The sequence below is a fragment of the Bacillus sp. FSL R5-0447 genome, assembly GCF_038606125.1.
Lineage (GTDB): Bacteria > Bacillota > Bacilli > Bacillales > Bacillaceae > Bacillus > Bacillus velezensis.
Genome location: NZ_CP152012.1, coordinates 1,992,774 through 2,008,365 on the forward strand (window position 1 = coordinate 1,992,774; position 15,592 = coordinate 2,008,365).

A 15,592-nucleotide genomic window follows, 5' to 3' on the forward strand; every position below is an offset into this window, starting at 1 on the left:
ATTATGAATAAAATTAAAATAATTGATTCTATAATGGGATCAGGTAAGACAAGTTACATGATACAAAAAATGAATGAAGCACCTACAGACGATAAGTTTATTTTTATTACACCTTATCTTGATGAGGTAAAGAGGATCAAGGAAGCGTGTCCAGATAAGAAGTTTATTGAACCTAAGATACACAGCGTAAACGGAGAAACATTTTATAAACTGGATTCGTTACATAAGCACCTTTCAGATAATAAGAATATAGCAACTACACACGCACTCTTTAAGATGGCAAATGAGACAACAAAAGAACTCATCTATTCAGGTAATTATACTTTGATACTAGACGAGGCAATAGAGGTTGTAAAGCAGTTAAACATATCTGCAGATGACCTGGATATGTTATTTAAAAATAACTGGATAATAAATAAAGACGATCGAATAATCTGGAACATGGAACAAGAAAAGAATATGCAAAGGGAATATGATGGAGAGTTTAAACACTTGAAACAGCTTGCATTAAATAACAACTTAATATTACATAATGATTCAGTCATACTTTGGAACTTCCCTGCTGACATATTCAAATTGTTTAAAGAGGTATACAACTTAACATATCTGTTCGATGGACAGTTGCAGAAGTATTATTATGATTTAAACAATATTCCTTATGAGAAATATATGATTAAAAAAGATAAGGGAAAATATAAGTGTGTGCCTTATGATTCAGCAGCCGATAAGCACATTAAGAATAAAATTAAAATCAATATAAATGTATATGATGGTGATCTTAATAAAATCGGTGAAGAAAAGTACTCTTTATCAAAAGGATGGTACAGAAATAAAAGGGTTTTACATAAACGACTGCAGAATAATATCCTGAATTACTTTCAGAACATATGTAAGTCTAAATCAAACTTTAATATGTGGACAACGTTTATTGATTATAAACCAAGGCTTTCAGGCAAGGGATATACTAAGGGATTCATACCATGTAATATCCGGTCTACAAATGAACATAGTCATAAAAATACACTAGTTTATGCTATTAATCGTTATTGTAATCCCTTATTAGTTGAATACTTTAGCTCTAAGGGTATTAAAGTTGATGAGACTTATTTTGCCCTTTCAGAGATGATTCAATGGATATGGAGAAGCAGCATAAGAAATAATGATTCGATTTCAATTTATATTCCATCAAGAAGAATGAGATTAATGTTAATTGATTGGTTAAATAATGATTTATAATCCTTATTGCAAATAAAGCAATAAATCACAAAAAAAAGTCAACTGTCCCAAGGGTTTGAAGGGTGTGTCCCTTAAAGGGGAAGAGGGGTAATAATTAAATAAAAAATAATAAATTCGTCCGTAAAGAAAGTGCCTTTACGGCCGTCTCGTTTCAGCAAGCTGAACCTCGATAATATGTTTTTCTTTTTTAGAATAAAAATAAAATAACTATTGAATATTTAAAGTGATCATGTTAAAATTAAATCAAGTCAAAGGATTACATACATTTAGAATAAAAATAAAATTATTATAAAGAATGGAGAGGTTGAAAATGACAGCTGTTTTAAGAATTAACGAAGAGTTAAACGGGATTGAACTTTATTTTGATAGTAAACCAGAACAAGAGGTTTTAACTCACCTTAAATCAAACGGTTTTCGATACTCTGGATTCAAAAAATGTTGGTGGAGCAAACGGACAGAAAAATCAATGCAGGTCGCTAATGGTGTCACTAAACAAGAAATCTCATCTTCTAAAACAATCACAAAAACCAAAAAGAAAGCTAAGGGTGTAAATATGAGTCTGTGGGATGCAACACAATGGAGTGAATTAGAAGTAAATAAGGAACAAGAAGTAAAAGAAATGGCAAAGGAAATAAGAAAGCATATAAGACAACGTTTCCCACAATGCAAATTCTCTGTTACTACTGGGGGAAGCTATTTACATAGCACTATTAACATCAAAATCAAAGCAAGCCCTTATGAAAAAGGCTCAACTTATTTGACTGCGATTTATGATTATTGCAACAGTCTTTTAAACAATTATCGCCATTGCTACAGCCCAGCAGATCCATACACTGATTACGCAGGCAGTTACAATTTCTATGGTCGTGTTTCATTAGATTGGGAATACACAGTGACAGAACAAACAGAAGAAATTAAAGAAGATATGACACTGTTTGATTCAAAGATGGAAGAATTCGAAAGAGCCGAGAAAGCGAGAAAAGAAAAAGAACTTCAGGAATATTTAAAAGAGCAAGAGCTCAAAAATGCTGAATACAAGAGACAGCAACAAGAAGAAAAGAAGCAAGTCGAAAATATCTATAGCAGCATTGTAGTAAAACAACTGAATGAAGATCAGGAGTATTTTGTTATTGATGCACAGTTTGCCAACTTAAACAAAAATCAAACACTTGATCAATACAAAGACGAGGTTGCTAAAGGTGACTACAGACTTGAAAATGTGAAAATTACAAAAGAAGTACATTTCAATACTGAAGAAGCTTTAAGCAACTTTTCTAACTTGCTTTTAAATGATTTTGATTTTCTTGCGGAAACCGGTGGAAGTTTTACGGAAGACAACAGAATCAACTCAATGATTGATTATTACAATATGGACGATCTTGAAAAGAACACAGTCAAATGGAATTTATATGGCGTAGGAGTGTACTATGATGGGAAATTGCAATTTATTATAGACGCTCAAGGCCATTCTTATGCGAGATATGTTGGCTTAGTGGATAATGCCAAAATTGAAAAGTCAATTTCTCATAAGCAAGCGTTAAAAGAAGAAGAATTGCAGGAGTTAAAATATCAAGCGAGAAAAATAGAAGATCTTTCTAGCTCAGTCATTGAAGAATTAAATATATTTGCAACCTGGAACAATGAAGACTGGGACAAATATAAAACTTCACTCAAAGAAAAATTGAAATTGAATAATTTAAATTTAAGTAAAAATGTTATCCAACAAGCAGATGCAGAAAAATTAAAAACTGCTTTATACAGAATTCTCCATGAAGTTGACAGTATTCAAGAACAATTTAAAAATGCTGATCTTGAAAAAGGTGAAAAATATACTCTGTTTCACATATCTGATCTTGGATCTTTAATTACTGAAAGAATAACATATGACAGTTACCGGCCAACTAAATATGCCCAATATGATAATGCAGTCAAGTTGACATACCGGCCTGAAAGTAAAAGAAAATTATATTTTCGTCACTTCTATTCAGAATTATTGATGTTCAAAGGGTGGCACTCGCTGCCCGAAACAGTATTGAATAATGTAGAGGTTAAACCAGATGGAATGAAAATAATTCATAGTAAGTACCACTCTTGCGACAAAAGACAATTCGATGAGGTTTTAGGTTATTTAAATAAAAAAAGCTTCAAACCAATAATCAACACTTATAAGCCTAATCTATAAACTAATGAGGGGATGGGAAAACATCTCATTCCCTAAAAAGGGGAGCTCAAAATGTTTAAAGATAATCCGGATTTTTATCCGACACCACCACAGTTAATCCGAAAAATGACATCTAAAGTAGAATGGAAGTACATTAACTCCGTTCTGGAGCCCTCAGCAGGCAAAGGGAATTTAGTAGAAGCTATTCACAATCAATTTAAAAACACCAGCAACTATAGAAGGAATTCGAAATATGACATTGATACAATTGAACAAGATGAAAACTTACGACACATACTTAGAGGCAAAGATTACAGAGTGATTGCAGATGATTTTCTGACGTTTAACACTTACAAGAAGTATGATTTGATTTTTATGAATCCACCTTTTAGTAGTGGTGTTAAACATTTATTAAAGGCGATTGAATTAATTGAAAAGCAACAAAGATCCGGCCAGATTGTTTGCTTATTGAACGCCGAAACATTAAAAAATCCGTATTCAAATGACAGAAAATTTCTCATACGTAAACTAGAAGAAATAAATGCAGAAGTCGAATACATTCATAACGGTTTCCAGGGTTCAGAGCGAAGCACAGAAGTTGAAACGGCACTAATATACATATGCATTGAAAAGCAAGAATATAACAGCGTTCTAATAGAAGAATTGAAAAAAGATGAGTTTCATAGAATTAATGAGGATTGTAAAGCAACACAGTTGGTGAATGCAGACTTTATAAAAGGGATTGTAGAACAATTCAATTATGAAATCAAAGCGGGTTTAAAATTAATCAATGAATACAACAGTTTGAAACCCTTAATGCTGCATAGTTTCAATGATGACAGTACTCCAATATTGAAGCTGCAAATTGATAAGAATACCGAAGAAAATGACATAGAGAATGCATATATAAAACAAATTAGGGCGAAGTATTGGAATACGTTATTTAACAATGATCAATTTATGGGGCTCTTCACAAGCAATCTGAAACAAAAGTATTTGCAGCACGTTGAGGAATTAAAAGATTATGATTTTTCTTTGTTCAATATCTATACATTAAGAATTCAGATGAGTAAAGAGATGACGCAGGGCGTAGAAGATACAATACTTAACCTTTTTGAAGAATTTAGCCACAAGCATTACTATGATGAATCATCAAAAAATGTGCACTTATATAATGGGTGGAAAACAAATAAATCATATAAAATTAATAAAAAAATAATTATTCCATTGAACGTGTATAGCTGGCTAGATGGTCGGTATAATCCAACAGACTATAAGGTCTTAGAAAAGTTGAAAGATATCGAAAAAGTTTTCAATTATCTTGACAATGGATTGACAGAAGACATAAATATTGTTGAAACTTTAAATTTAGCTGAGCATTATGGGGAGACGAAAAAAATAGAGTTAAAGTACTTCTATGTAACTTTTTATAAAAAAGGGACATGTCACATCGATTTCAAAGATATGGAAATTCTAAAGAAATTTAATATCTTTGGCAGCCAAAAGAAAAACTGGCTTCCTCCTTCGTATGGCAAGATAAAATATCAGGATATGACGGCAGAAGAAAAAGACGTAATTAATGATTTTGAGGGTGCGCAATCTTACAGTGAAACGGTAAATAACGCTTCTTATTATATCCTGGATACATCGAAGCTTCTCATGCTTACATCATAATAAAATACGCACTTTTAGAATAAAAATAAAATTATTATTGATTATTTAAAATGGTCATGCTATACTTAAATCAAGTTAAAACAACAGCGGAACATGCATATTTCAAGGATAAAAATAAAATAAAATGCATATTTTAAACAGAATGGAGAGAATTAATTTGGATAAAAGTCAATTAATAAAGGTTGGCTCAACAGTATATCTTAAACCAATCAATAATGCCGCACGATATGGAAGAAAAGATATTCTAGAGAAAGTTGTGTTAAAAAAGGGAAGGAAATATTTCTATGTTGGAAATACGGGAGAGACAGAAATAAGACGCATGTTCAAATTTTCTTTGGAAGATATGAGAGAAGTGACAGAATATAGTCCTGACTGGGAGCTTTATTTATCAAAACAAGAGATTATTGATAAGGAAGAGAAGAAAAAGTTAATGTTTGATATACGATCGGTCTTTGATAGGTGGTCGACGGCTGATTTAACTCTGGATCAATTAAGAAGGGTGCATGAAATTATTTCTGAATAACAACAATTTTATACATAAAGAGGTGATCAATTGTTTTCAATGGATAAATTAAGTCTGAGACTGCTCATTGAAAGATTGAGATGGATTAAGAAAAATCCTACGCACGCTTTAGAAAGGCTCTGCTATTACGAAAATGTTATAGAAAGACAGAATGAAACTATTCGGAAGCTTAAACGGGATAAGGAGGCGTTAAACAATGGCTAAATGTAATGATTGCGGTAATGAACGCTTTTTCTACTTAGAGCTGTCGGTAGCGGCTAAACAGCTTATCGATACAACAGGTGGAGCGAGGAACGGAAAGATTTATGATGTAGACTATTCAGATTCAGGTATAGACAATATCTTCAATGAAGGGAACTTTATCTGCAAAAATTGTGACTCTAAAGATGTTTATCATGAGGATGGCGAAGGAGATTATAGGTTGTACAACAATTCTGAATAAAACAGCAGTTTTAAAGAGAGGAGAATAAAGCATGACAAAATCAAAATTAAATGAAAACATCCTTCAATTCTTACTGGACAACGGCTTTAAACTAAAGGAATATGAAGATCAGGGGTTGACATTTTATTCTAAGGAAATAAAAGACGGTCAAACATTGAAAAGATTAATTGAACATCATTATGAACTCGAGGAAGATGAAGAGATTAATACAAAAGGAGTAAGCTTTACTGTAGAGATACAGACAAATGGGGAGTCACCTCAATGGGTCTTTACTGGTAGGCATGAATTGTTTGGCATTCTTGAAGGTCAACAGCAGTTTTTTGAATATGTAAAAGAAATTAAGCCATTAATTAGTTAGGCAACTGGGTAGCAAAAGAGAGGGGAAATACAATAGCCATGAAGGTTAAACAATTGATTGATTCATTGCAAGAGATGATGGACAAAGGGCAAATAACAGAGGAAACACAGGTTCTACTCAATACATATGACGACTGCATGTACGAAGTAGCATGTGTTGAGCCACTGGGAGAGTTTGTACAAATTGAAGCTAAGATTAAATAAAACATGTACAAGAAAGGTGATTAACATGAAGAAATGGATTAAATTTGACTACGATGATGGAGCGGAAGTTTTTTATAAGATAAATACCCCTGACGCCAACGGAGAGATTACTGTTGATTTTAAAGTGAAACAGTCAGAAGAAGATATAAAAGAGTTTCAGTTATTCGATGATGAATTAGAGCAAGTATACAAACAATTACAAGAAATGAAAAAGGGGCTGTAATGGGATATAGCAAAGATTTTGCAATCAACCTTGCAAATGAGAGAGCAAACAAACTTGGATTTAAGCATTATGTTATTCATAATCCTAAAGATTACAGAGAAATTTTTGAAAATACAGGCTTTATTGTGGCACAGACGGTAAACGAAAATGAAAAGACATCTGTTGTTTATGAAACAGAATAAAAAAGGAGAGATGAACAATGGATGAGCTACTAATCAAGTGTGAAGAGTGTGAGTATAGATGGATTGGCGATGACTTTGATGAAGACTGTCCATCATGTGAAAGCGAAAATATCAAAGTTATTGGATGAAACGTTAGTATTCCAAAGCCTATTATAAATAAAAACACCATTTCATGCTAAATAGGATTCGGGCTGCCTACATAAGAACAGCCCTTGCAGTTAGCTCGCAATCCTTGTTTTGACTGGTTTGTTTTTCTTGATATTACGTAATTTAAGAGCAGGTTTTTCCACTATTCTGTACGAAAGAAATGCGATTGCAGCAGTGACAACAATTACAACTATAATCAGCGGGTAATCAGACAATGTTTTATTAATTCCAGTGTATAAGAAGATGTTGATGATCACCATGTGCCATATGAAAATTCCCATACTGATATCGTCTAACCGGTTCAGCTGCCACAATATTTTCGGCCCATTGTAACCGAACCAAATGATTGCGTAGCTCAAAGGCACAAACCATAAAAAGCTCCATAGTGTGCTGTTTATTGAACTAAGATGTATGGGGTCTACCTTAATAAGTAAAAATAAAATAACAGAAGATAAAAACAAAACATTATGTTGCGGCGACTTGCTCCATGCCTTTGCCCAGAAGATGCCTAATGTCAAATAAAACATCTGTGGCAGGAAAGAATGTAAGTACAGGTTACCGAACATACTGCCAGGCCAGAACTTTAAAATTATGAAAGAAACCAACACACTGAAGGTGGCAACAGCAAAAGAGCAAAGAATCATTTTTTTGAATCCGAAACGTTTATAAAACCAATAAATAGCTGGTAACACTAAGTAAAAGCTAATTTGAACAGGAATTGTCCAAAGTGAATCGTTAAGGCGACCTGTGCCAATATGATGGAATATGTCAGGGAAGTATTGAGGGTATAGCACAAGATTACTCAGAAGCCATATCCAGTAATCTTTTGTAGTGAATACTGTTAATGAAAGAGCTCCTAGAACAATTAACAGTACCGTGGAGGTAATAGCATAGGTGTATATTGCGGGTGCGATCCTGATAATTCGGCTCCAATAAAAATCGGTTATATTGTTTCCTTTAAGCTTGCATCTCTCATAAGAAGTGAAAAGGAAAAATGCGCTTAGAAAAAAGAAGATTGATATACCGGTGTGAAACATTGCTTTACTCTCTGGAGTATAACCAAAGACAGAAATGTTTAGATCTCTTGTAGCATGACCAACTAACACACATAGAGCAGCAAACAGCCTGATAACAAAGAAACAGTTAGAATGTTTTACGTTCATTAAAAGAACCTCTTTCCTATACCATATAGCGAATAAGCAGTAAGGGTGCCTATAAGCAGTGATGATTATATCATAAAAATGGAAGAAATGTTCTTTAAAATGAATATTTTTGTTCTTTATATAATTTTTTTGTGTGATTTATGATGATATTGATATATATAGACACACATAGATACTCATAGATACATGTATATCTTGCTGTATCACGGTGAACACAGATAAAGAAGGAGTTTCATTTCCTAGGCTAAGTACGATATAAATCATGGAAAAGAAGCAGGAAGGAAAATACAGAAAATTATGAGGTGGGTTTGGAGATGTGAATATTTTAATTTTACCCAGGAGGAGGCCTTATTAAATTTAAGTTTGAAAAATAAGAATAAATTTAAAATAAATTATTGACTATTTTAAGTAGTCGTTGTATACTTAATTTACAAGATGAAAATAAAATTATCGAATGGGAGAGGTCAACATGACAAAATATAAACTTTTCTATGGCGTGGGCGGTTCAATAAACGATATCACAAGAGATGAAGAAGCTTTTGATTTTGATAGTTATGACGAGGCTATTAATATTGCTAGGCAGCAAGCCTTTGAAGCGTTTGAAGATTACGAAGTGATTTGTAGAGTATTAAGTGTTGAAGAAAGAATGCAACAAGAAGGTTTAACAGAAGAAGAAGCCATTGCTGAGTACGAAGAAGATGTCGAATCTTTTATTGAATATGGCGCAGAAGAAGTAAAATAAAAAGTCTCTGTGATGACATCCTATTATAGACCACCCCCTTTTTTAAATGTAGTATAATTTGGAAGAAGGGGGTGGGGAAATGAAAAAGTTAGGTTTGAGCATTGCTGCTGTGTCTTTAACTTGGTGTTTGAGTAGCGGAATTGTTTCGGCTAAGATCACAAAAGATGAACATAAGGTCAGCTTTAAAATGACAGAGAATGAAACGGGCTTTTTTATGGCTGATAATACAAATGAGCAGTATTGGCCAACTAAGCTAGGATATAGGTTCACCATCTATAATGCCGAAGGATACGAAGGATGTACCTTGAATTTTAAACTGCAGAGAATTACACTGGCAGGATATGATTTTACCCTTAGTGAAAAGAATTTCACGGGTAATCATTTGAACTTGAGCGCGGCTGATAAGGTGAATGGTGATGCAAACAGAAATCATTACTTATTGATCACAAAAGGAGCCGGCTGCGGAGATGTGTGGATTAAAGGCTTTTATGGATTCGAACATGATGAGCCGGATGATGATTGGTAGGCTTAATACATAGTCAAGGTATATCCTTGACCTTTTTTATGGATATGCTGATAATTTAAAGTGATCATACATAATGAATGTGAGGTAGTAAAATTGATTAAATCAAATTTAAAGCCGATATTAGACGAAAAGAATATCAGTATTCGAAAGCTGTCCAATGATATTGACCATGGTTTTAACACAGTTAGGAAGCTTTATCACGATGAAATGGAGCGGTACCCAAGAGACCTGTTAGATAAAGTCTGTACCTATTTAAATATTGAGTTGCATGAGCTGCTAACATACAAAAGAGATCAAAATGATTAAATGTTTCCGATGTGGATTCCTTACTAAAAATAAAGGGAGATTCTAAAATGATTGAATTCAAATTAAAGCAACTAGCTGAAGAAAAAGGAATAAGCGGAATAAGGGAACTATCGAGGATTCTGGAACACGATTATAAAAGCGTACGGTTGATGTGGCTGGGTGAAATAAAGCGAGTTCCAACAGACCTTATTGAAAAAATATGCTCTTATTTTGACGTCACAATTAATGAACTGATGGAATTTAAAAAAGATGAAAATAATTAGAAAAAAACATTGATCCGTTTTAGGGATCATGATATACTAAAGTTACAAGTTAAGGAAACATTAAAAAACAATGGAAAAGAGAGTGAAGAGAATGAATAATTTAGAACAACATTTAAAAGAGCAAACGGATGCCTTTCTGGCAGATTGTTTTAATGAATTAAAACAGTGGCGGGAAACTGGTGTCCTAGAACAAGGCAAGGTTAGAAATTTACATGATACTTTTAATACGAATATCACTCAACTACATATGATAAGTGAAGTAATTTACAGGGAGTTGGCATCAAGATTCGTTGAAAGAGTCAAGTAAAACAAGGACATAACTAAGTGAGGTTTTACTGATGCCTGCAATATAGAAAATGAAGGGAAATTGCAGGCGATTTTTTTAAAATCGTACTTTTATGGAAAAGGTGAAAAATTAATAAGGAGAACATTAATGGATTTGTATAGAAAAGCTAAAAGGCTAAAAAAAGACTTATCGAAACATGAGGAAATTAATGATTCTTTGAAAGAGCTTGCATTTGATATTTTTAAAGAGTTAACAGTAAAACCTGAATTCACAGACAAAAACACCAATGATGTTATTAAGGAGGAAAAAATTAATATAAATACCTTTTCAAATAAAGAAAGGTTAGACATTTTAATTGAATGGGCTATTGAAATATATCCAATATTAAGTTTTATTATTGATAAATGCGATATTCCAATAGAAAGAACGGGTGAAGATTTAGATGTTTTTATGAAGAATTTATATTCAGAATATATTGCAGAATTGTCTAAGCTTCCACCTACAACATCATTCAACCCTTTAAAAATAACCAAGATTGAGTCTTTTGCAAAACAAATTACTAAAACAATTGATTTATACTTAGACGGATCTGTGCATCAGGCCTATGTTGAATTCGCAAAGGGGATGGAGGAGTTTTCAAAAGAGGTAAATATTAAGAACCTCTTATACAATATTGATAGTATACGTATTCCTAATGAATTATTTAGAATGAGGTCTAGTAAAACTAAAGTTCTTTCTTCTAAGGAGGACATGTTTCATATTCCCTTTGAGATAAGGGGTATTATAAAAACACAACGTTTTAGTATACCTGGATTTCCTTGTCTTTACCTTGGTAGCTCGGCTCAGGTTTGTTGGGAAGAAATAGAGAGTCCTGATTATGAAAGTATCTATACTTCAGTTTTTCACCTTGAAAATGATGAATTGAAACTTTTAAATTTGAGTATTTCACCTAAAGAACTCGCTGACAACCTTAAAAAATTTTTTGAGCTTAGTGGTGATTATAAATTTGATGATTACTTGATGACATGGATTTTAATATCTGTGTGTACAATAAGAGTGAAAAATAAAAGCGATGTTTTTAAACCAGAATATATAATTTCTCAATTTTTACTTGAATGGGTTAAACAGTCAAAGTCTTCGGAATACTGGGGAATCTGTTATTTGTCTTCTAAGATTAACAGACAAACAATTGAAAATTACAAGCTATATAAGAATTATGCTATTCCTGTTAGGCAAAGAAAAGACAGTGGACATTGTTCGTTATTGGGCGATACATTCCAAATATCTGACCCCGTAGCTTGGGAAACGTTCCAAAGTCTTAAGGACTCACCAGAATCGCTTCCTTTCAAAAATCCATTATTTCCAGAAACCGAAGGGACTCATCATGATTACCATAAAACAGAGTTGGGGAGACTAGAGGCCTTTTTAATTAGATATAGATCAGTTGTTAAAGACTAACTGTAACTGAATATCTAAATAAAACTACGATTTTAAAGGGAGAGGGAGGACATATGGCAGCCAAAATGATAACTGTATGGTACAAATACGATGATAAAGGAAACGAAGCCAAACTGAATCATATTGAAGATGGATGGATGAACGGAGAATACCCAAAGCCTTTAGATCCGTCATTCACCAGTCAAGAAGCATGGAAGAAGAGTACGTGGGAAAGGAAACATGCTTACTTAGATGAACAATATCGAGTATTGAGCGTTCCACAAGCAAATTGGATTAAATGATGATCTGAAGATTTGGAGGGTAGTATGCAAATGATCAAGGTTTACACAATAGGTCACAAGATACCAGAAAAGATTAAGTCCTGCATCTCTGAATGGAATTATTGGTCTTGGATTGTTGCTGCAAATAGTGAAAAGGGTAATAAAAGTGCAAAGAGGCTTATTGAAAAGATTGAATCGGATCCAGACAAAATTGCGGAATATAAAACTGAAGACGGAATTGAAGTTTATGTAAGCTACATGATTCCAGTGAAATAAAAAAGAGCATCAAACTAAATGCTCTTCTTCATACCACACCTACGACACTCACGCAAAAATACACCACTTTTCACTGAACTCTTGAATAAAGCGTAATCACAGTTGTCACAGCGTCCATATTTAACATCGGGATACTCCTTATAATCATATGCAACTGTTACATCGTAGCCATTAGTCTCAAAATCTTTCTCTTCCATTAAATTTCACCTACACAAAGTATTTAACACTACTATAATACCAGACGATGTATATAAGGAGGGTTTTAATTTGATTGGAATAGCATATTTCTTAATGCTCTGGCTTGGTATTGGCTTTCTAACGGGATTTAAGGCCTTATTTGTTGATCAGGTTTATGATGAAGAGTTTAAGCAGGAATTGATTGATTCATTTTCACCAGGTATGGAGCAGAATATGATTGAACTGTTCTTTAAGAATAAAATAAATATCATGGTGTTTTACATATTAATTGGATTGCTGCCACTGACCATAAAAATTGCTGGTCTGCTGAAGAGGCGTTAGCTATGCCGGTTATCGATAACTTTTTTGTTATTCAATTTGAAAATGATGATTACTTCAAGTCATTTAAATTAGATGGAAGTGGTTATAAGACATCTAAGGGGCTTCATGGCGCTTCTAAGTTCACTACAATGTCAGAAGCTTTAGTAATCGCAAACGAGCTGCACACAGAGTTTAAAGCCACTTCTGCTATAAGACAAATTGAAGTTATTACTAGGTGAGGAGTGTTCAAGTGTACTGGATTGAATGGATTGAGGATGGGAAGAAGAAAAGTATTGTTGCGGATGGCTGGGTTGAATGGGCTTCAATCCTGGAAGACCTTTATCAGCAACGATTTGAGTATGTTGAATGGAAGAGGCTTTAAAAAACAGAAGTCTAAATAAAATTAATGTAAAGGGAGAAGGTTTTAGAATGGAAGAACTAAATAATTATAGAAAATGCCTTAGCGTGAATTACGAATCCATTATTTTATTGGTAGCAACCCCAAAAGGGAAATATCCTTCAAAAAGTGTTGATTTAAAAACAAAAGAATTTGTTAATGAGATATTATATAAAGAGTATTACATTGATATTTATGAAAAAGGTAAAAAAGAAATTCTTCAGGATACAGCGTTTAAGCTTTTTACATTGCCATTAATCGGAGATTCATTTGATCACAAAGTAAATAGGACTGTTGCGAATAGCAGGGCATCTGAAGATAAAGTTGAGGCATTTTTTGTATTACAAAGTATTAATAAAGAATTTCAAGAAAACAATTCAAATATCAACATAGATAATGCAATAAAGAGAGGAGAAGAGAGTGCTAAACTCTTTTTAAATTGTTACCCATTAGGTACACATGATGTTTCCGTGATACCGGTTGAAAGAGGGAACGAAGGGGTAGAGCTATTACTTGACATGAAGTTTAAAGATAATGCCTCTGAGTACTATTTTGATTTCACATATTTTGGCGGTTGATGGACATGGATGAAACATTTATCAATAATCTAAATAAGAACAAATTTGATAATGAAGAGTTTAAAAATGGTTTTAGAGCAGGAGCTGAATACAAAGATCAAATGGAAAAACGGATACGCGATCTTGAATCAGTGCTGCTTGAGTTTATTGGGTATGAAGACGAGTGGCTACTGACAAAAGCGGGCTTAAATAAACGTACTAAGTCAGTCTTAGTTGACATGATTATTGATCAGCGTTATCTTCTTCGCACTCTCTATAACAAATTAGATGAAGAAACAAAAAAGAAGTTAAAAAGGGAAATTGAAATGTGTATTTGACCTGGTGATAAGGAGCAATAAAGATAAACTCGGACTAATATCTTTAAGGCACAGTAAGGGTTCTTATTGTGCCGGTTCAAATAAAATACGAATTTTAATCAGATAAGGATCCTTCAAAAAATAATTAGAATAAAAATAAAATAAATACTTGTAATTCTGACAACTCTAATGTATATTATAAACAAGGGAACATTAGTTGGGAAGGGGTGGAGTAACCAATGAATCTTAAGCAGAAGATTAAGAATGAATGTGAAAAAGACAACCAGCTCGCAGCAAAACTCTCAAAAATAGCAGGGTACGAAAAGGTTAATGGCTTTTACAAATTCATCAACACCCCAGAGAAAGAAATGGACAACTTAGGCGGTTTAATTAATATTGTTAAAAGCTTGTTTCCTGATAATGAAGAGCAACTTCTAAGTGATTACTTCTTATCATTGGATCCCAACAAAAAATGTGCTAGACAATCTGTTGAATACTCTGATATAAATCAATGGGATTCATTAACTGACAAGATTATTTTAAATTTATGCAATTCAAAAAATGCGACAAGTAAAGAATGGGGTAAGACCTATAATATACATAGAAAGTTAACAGAAAACAAGATATCCTTAACTGAAGCAATCAGGGAAACTGGAAAATGCAAAACAGCGGAAATGGTATTTTTCTCAAATGCAATGTTAATGTATGAATACCTAAAAATCGGTGAATTTGGATTAATGAAAAGCACAGCAAAATTGCTGGACTTTCAAGAATTAACAGACGGTTACATAAAAGGTTTATATACCTCCAGAGTAAGCTTGTTGAAAGCTAATATAAGCTTCAATGAGAACAATTTAATTGAAGCAAGAAAATATTGTTTATATGCCACTGAAACTACGAACGTGAACAGGATTTGTTTTTTTGCATATTTAACAATCGGAAACTCTTTCATATTCGAAAATTTTGAAGAGGCTAAACGGTCATATATGAATGGTGCTAAGTATGCAAGTAACACAATTCACAAAGAGATGTTAGACGGAGCATTATGTTTTCTTGCAAGCTTTTGGGACAAAGAGAATTTTTGGGTGAATTATGAATCACAGAATACTAAATACTTGCAATTGAAAGCATACCATTATATACGAAAAGGCGAAGTTGATAAAGCTAATGAGATTTTAAATGAGTTATCAATAAGAGAACAAGATGAGAATGAGATGGGATTTTATTTTTATTATAGAGGTTTAATATCTGTAGATAAATCTGATTTTTATAAATCTATACGCTGTTTCAAAAAATCAGATGACAAATATTCAGTCCAATTGCCCTTGATTGAACTTAAGAAAATGGGCGCGGACACAGAACTGTTAAGTCTTATTTCAATTTAGATCGATGCT

The 15,592-nt window shown here is 33.1% G+C and carries 25 protein-coding genes; 23 read left to right on the top strand and 2 right to left on the bottom strand.

The features are described 5' to 3' along the window. The first annotated feature begins 3 nt into the window (after positions 1–3). From NYE68_RS09855 to NYE68_RS09895, 9 genes are all read left to right on the top strand, one after another. Positions 4–1,236 carry a hypothetical protein gene (locus NYE68_RS09855; RefSeq protein WP_053574275.1) on the top strand — a complete coding sequence of 411 codons (1,233 nt, stop codon included), beginning with the start codon at positions 4–6 and terminating at the stop codon, positions 1,234–1,236. A gap of 310 nt (positions 1,237–1,546) precedes the next feature. Next, positions 1,547–3,418, top strand: a complete 1,872-nt coding sequence (locus NYE68_RS09860; protein ID WP_342494089.1) for an LPD29 domain-containing protein — start codon at positions 1,547–1,549, stop codon at positions 3,416–3,418. A 51-nt stretch (positions 3,419–3,469) separates the two neighbouring features. Continuing rightward, entirely contained in the window at positions 3,470–5,071 is a 1,602-nt protein-coding gene (locus NYE68_RS09865; RefSeq protein ID WP_342494090.1) for a DNA N-6-adenine-methyltransferase, read from the top strand. 157 nt (positions 5,072–5,228) lie between these two features. Beyond that, positions 5,229–5,594, top strand: coding sequence for a hypothetical protein (locus NYE68_RS09870; RefSeq protein WP_217002439.1), 366 nt, complete (start codon positions 5,229–5,231; stop codon positions 5,592–5,594). 196 nt (positions 5,595–5,790) lie between these two features. Further along, positions 5,791–6,036, top strand: coding sequence for a hypothetical protein (locus tag NYE68_RS09875; RefSeq protein ID WP_342494091.1), 246 nt, complete (start codon positions 5,791–5,793; stop codon positions 6,034–6,036). Positions 6,037–6,067: 31 nt separating this feature from the next. Further along, positions 6,068–6,394: a hypothetical protein gene (locus NYE68_RS09880; RefSeq protein WP_342494092.1), complete on the top strand. Its 327-nt coding sequence runs from the start codon at positions 6,068–6,070 to the stop codon at positions 6,392–6,394. Between the two features lie 38 nt (positions 6,395–6,432). Next, the gene (locus NYE68_RS09885; protein ID WP_342494093.1) at positions 6,433–6,597 is read left to right on the top strand and encodes a hypothetical protein; all 165 of its coding nucleotides are present in this window, start codon (positions 6,433–6,435) and stop codon (positions 6,595–6,597) included. 25 nt (positions 6,598–6,622) lie between these two features. Next, the gene (locus tag NYE68_RS09890) at positions 6,623–6,820 is read left to right on the top strand and encodes a hypothetical protein (protein ID WP_095353135.1); all 198 of its coding nucleotides are present in this window, start codon (positions 6,623–6,625) and stop codon (positions 6,818–6,820) included. Continuing rightward, on the top strand, positions 6,820–7,002 hold the full coding sequence (locus tag NYE68_RS09895) for a hypothetical protein (RefSeq protein ID WP_342494094.1): 183 nt from the start codon (positions 6,820–6,822) through the stop codon (positions 7,000–7,002). Before NYE68_RS09890 ends, NYE68_RS09895 begins: the two co-directional genes overlap by 1 nt. 218 nt (positions 7,003–7,220) lie before the next feature. Here NYE68_RS09895 and NYE68_RS09900 read toward each other — a convergent pair whose 3' ends face one another. After that, on the bottom strand, positions 7,221–8,312 hold the full coding sequence (locus NYE68_RS09900; protein ID WP_342494095.1) for an acyltransferase: 1,092 nt from the start codon (positions 8,310–8,312) through the stop codon (positions 7,221–7,223). A 469-nt stretch (positions 8,313–8,781) separates the two neighbouring features. Between NYE68_RS09900 and NYE68_RS09905 the strand changes: the two genes are divergently transcribed. The 8 genes from NYE68_RS09905 (at position 8,782) to NYE68_RS09940 (ending at position 12,429) form a co-directional block, all read left to right on the top strand. Beyond that, positions 8,782–9,054, top strand: a complete 273-nt coding sequence (locus tag NYE68_RS09905) for a hypothetical protein (protein ID WP_113766192.1) — start codon at positions 8,782–8,784, stop codon at positions 9,052–9,054. A 79-nt stretch (positions 9,055–9,133) separates the two neighbouring features. After that, a complete protein-coding gene (locus tag NYE68_RS09910; protein WP_342494096.1) occupies positions 9,134–9,580 on the top strand; it encodes a hypothetical protein in 447 nt (148 codons plus the stop codon). A gap of 93 nt (positions 9,581–9,673) precedes the next feature. After that, positions 9,674–9,886, top strand: coding sequence for a helix-turn-helix transcriptional regulator (locus NYE68_RS09915; protein ID WP_342494097.1), 213 nt, complete (start codon positions 9,674–9,676; stop codon positions 9,884–9,886). A gap of 47 nt (positions 9,887–9,933) precedes the next feature. Next, positions 9,934–10,149: a helix-turn-helix transcriptional regulator gene (locus NYE68_RS09920; RefSeq protein WP_342494098.1), complete on the top strand. Its 216-nt coding sequence runs from the start codon at positions 9,934–9,936 to the stop codon at positions 10,147–10,149. Between the two features lie 91 nt (positions 10,150–10,240). Next, positions 10,241–10,456, top strand: coding sequence for a hypothetical protein (locus tag NYE68_RS09925; RefSeq protein WP_069007545.1), 216 nt, complete (start codon positions 10,241–10,243; stop codon positions 10,454–10,456). A 126-nt stretch (positions 10,457–10,582) separates the two neighbouring features. Further along, positions 10,583–11,893, top strand: a complete 1,311-nt coding sequence (locus tag NYE68_RS09930) for an RES domain-containing protein (protein WP_215532385.1) — start codon at positions 10,583–10,585, stop codon at positions 11,891–11,893. Between the two features lie 53 nt (positions 11,894–11,946). After that, on the top strand, positions 11,947–12,174 hold the full coding sequence (locus NYE68_RS09935) for a hypothetical protein (RefSeq protein ID WP_327973125.1): 228 nt from the start codon (positions 11,947–11,949) through the stop codon (positions 12,172–12,174). 24 nt (positions 12,175–12,198) lie between these two features. Continuing rightward, the gene (locus NYE68_RS09940) at positions 12,199–12,429 is read left to right on the top strand and encodes a hypothetical protein (protein WP_342494099.1); all 231 of its coding nucleotides are present in this window, start codon (positions 12,199–12,201) and stop codon (positions 12,427–12,429) included. Positions 12,430–12,443: 14 nt separating this feature from the next. On the opposite strand, the gene NYE68_RS09945 is transcribed toward NYE68_RS09940, so the two are convergent. Then, the gene (locus NYE68_RS09945) at positions 12,444–12,626 is read right to left on the bottom strand and encodes a hypothetical protein (protein WP_342494100.1); all 183 of its coding nucleotides are present in this window, start codon (positions 12,624–12,626) and stop codon (positions 12,444–12,446) included. A 70-nt stretch (positions 12,627–12,696) separates the two neighbouring features. Here NYE68_RS09945 and NYE68_RS09950 point away from each other — a divergent pair, with 70 nt between their 5' ends. The 6 genes from NYE68_RS09950 to NYE68_RS09975 all read left to right on the top strand — a co-directional run bounded on the left by NYE68_RS09950 (position 12,697) and on the right by NYE68_RS09975 (position 15,583). Continuing rightward, on the top strand, positions 12,697–12,948 hold the full coding sequence (locus NYE68_RS09950; protein ID WP_342494101.1) for a hypothetical protein: 252 nt from the start codon (positions 12,697–12,699) through the stop codon (positions 12,946–12,948). A gap of 2 nt (positions 12,949–12,950) precedes the next feature. Further along, positions 12,951–13,166: a hypothetical protein gene (locus NYE68_RS09955; protein WP_053574292.1), complete on the top strand. Its 216-nt coding sequence runs from the start codon at positions 12,951–12,953 to the stop codon at positions 13,164–13,166. An 11-nt stretch (positions 13,167–13,177) separates the two neighbouring features. Beyond that, positions 13,178–13,309 carry a hypothetical protein gene (locus NYE68_RS09960; protein WP_124692914.1) on the top strand — a complete coding sequence of 44 codons (132 nt, stop codon included), beginning with the start codon at positions 13,178–13,180 and terminating at the stop codon, positions 13,307–13,309. Next, entirely contained in the window at positions 13,294–13,902 is a 609-nt protein-coding gene (locus NYE68_RS09965) for a hypothetical protein (protein WP_342494102.1), read from the top strand. Before NYE68_RS09960 ends, NYE68_RS09965 begins: the two co-directional genes overlap by 16 nt. A 5-nt stretch (positions 13,903–13,907) precedes the next feature. Then, on the top strand, positions 13,908–14,219 hold the full coding sequence (locus NYE68_RS09970) for a hypothetical protein (RefSeq protein WP_342494103.1): 312 nt from the start codon (positions 13,908–13,910) through the stop codon (positions 14,217–14,219). 218 nt (positions 14,220–14,437) lie between these two features. Next, positions 14,438–15,583: an AimR family lysis-lysogeny pheromone receptor gene (locus NYE68_RS09975; RefSeq protein ID WP_095353331.1), complete on the top strand. Its 1,146-nt coding sequence runs from the start codon at positions 14,438–14,440 to the stop codon at positions 15,581–15,583. The last annotated feature ends 9 nt before the right edge of the window (positions 15,584–15,592 follow it).

Coding starts and splice junctions, on each gene's coding strand:
- NYE68_RS09935 (WP_327973125.1), top strand. CDS start 11,947: ATGGCAGCCAAAATGATAACTGTATGGTACAAATACGATGATAAAGGA.
- NYE68_RS09910 (WP_342494096.1), top strand. CDS start 9,134: ATGAAAAAGTTAGGTTTGAGCATTGCTGCTGTGTCTTTAACTTGGTGT.
- NYE68_RS09855 (WP_053574275.1), top strand. CDS start 4: ATGAATAAAATTAAAATAATTGATTCTATAATGGGATCAGGTAAGACA.
- NYE68_RS09860 (WP_342494089.1), top strand. CDS start 1,547: ATGACAGCTGTTTTAAGAATTAACGAAGAGTTAAACGGGATTGAACTT.
- NYE68_RS09890 (WP_095353135.1), top strand. CDS start 6,623: ATGAAGAAATGGATTAAATTTGACTACGATGATGGAGCGGAAGTTTTT.
- NYE68_RS09970 (WP_342494103.1), top strand. CDS start 13,908: ATGGATGAAACATTTATCAATAATCTAAATAAGAACAAATTTGATAAT.
- NYE68_RS09895 (WP_342494094.1), top strand. CDS start 6,820: ATGGGATATAGCAAAGATTTTGCAATCAACCTTGCAAATGAGAGAGCA.
- NYE68_RS09975 (WP_095353331.1), top strand. CDS start 14,438: ATGAATCTTAAGCAGAAGATTAAGAATGAATGTGAAAAAGACAACCAG.
- NYE68_RS09965 (WP_342494102.1), top strand. CDS start 13,294: ATGGAAGAGGCTTTAAAAAACAGAAGTCTAAATAAAATTAATGTAAAG.
- NYE68_RS09930 (WP_215532385.1), top strand. CDS start 10,583: ATGGATTTGTATAGAAAAGCTAAAAGGCTAAAAAAAGACTTATCGAAA.
- NYE68_RS09885 (WP_342494093.1), top strand. CDS start 6,433: ATGAAGGTTAAACAATTGATTGATTCATTGCAAGAGATGATGGACAAA.
- NYE68_RS09955 (WP_053574292.1), top strand. CDS start 12,951: ATGCCGGTTATCGATAACTTTTTTGTTATTCAATTTGAAAATGATGAT.
- NYE68_RS09905 (WP_113766192.1), top strand. CDS start 8,782: ATGACAAAATATAAACTTTTCTATGGCGTGGGCGGTTCAATAAACGAT.
- NYE68_RS09925 (WP_069007545.1), top strand. CDS start 10,241: ATGAATAATTTAGAACAACATTTAAAAGAGCAAACGGATGCCTTTCTG.
- NYE68_RS09875 (WP_342494091.1), top strand. CDS start 5,791: ATGGCTAAATGTAATGATTGCGGTAATGAACGCTTTTTCTACTTAGAG.
- NYE68_RS09865 (WP_342494090.1), top strand. CDS start 3,470: ATGTTTAAAGATAATCCGGATTTTTATCCGACACCACCACAGTTAATC.
- NYE68_RS09940 (WP_342494099.1), top strand. CDS start 12,199: ATGCAAATGATCAAGGTTTACACAATAGGTCACAAGATACCAGAAAAG.
- NYE68_RS09945 (WP_342494100.1), bottom strand. CDS start 12,626: ATGGAAGAGAAAGATTTTGAGACTAATGGCTACGATGTAACAGTTGCA.
- NYE68_RS09900 (WP_342494095.1), bottom strand. CDS start 8,312: ATGAACGTAAAACATTCTAACTGTTTCTTTGTTATCAGGCTGTTTGCT.
- NYE68_RS09920 (WP_342494098.1), top strand. CDS start 9,934: ATGATTGAATTCAAATTAAAGCAACTAGCTGAAGAAAAAGGAATAAGC.
- NYE68_RS09880 (WP_342494092.1), top strand. CDS start 6,068: ATGACAAAATCAAAATTAAATGAAAACATCCTTCAATTCTTACTGGAC.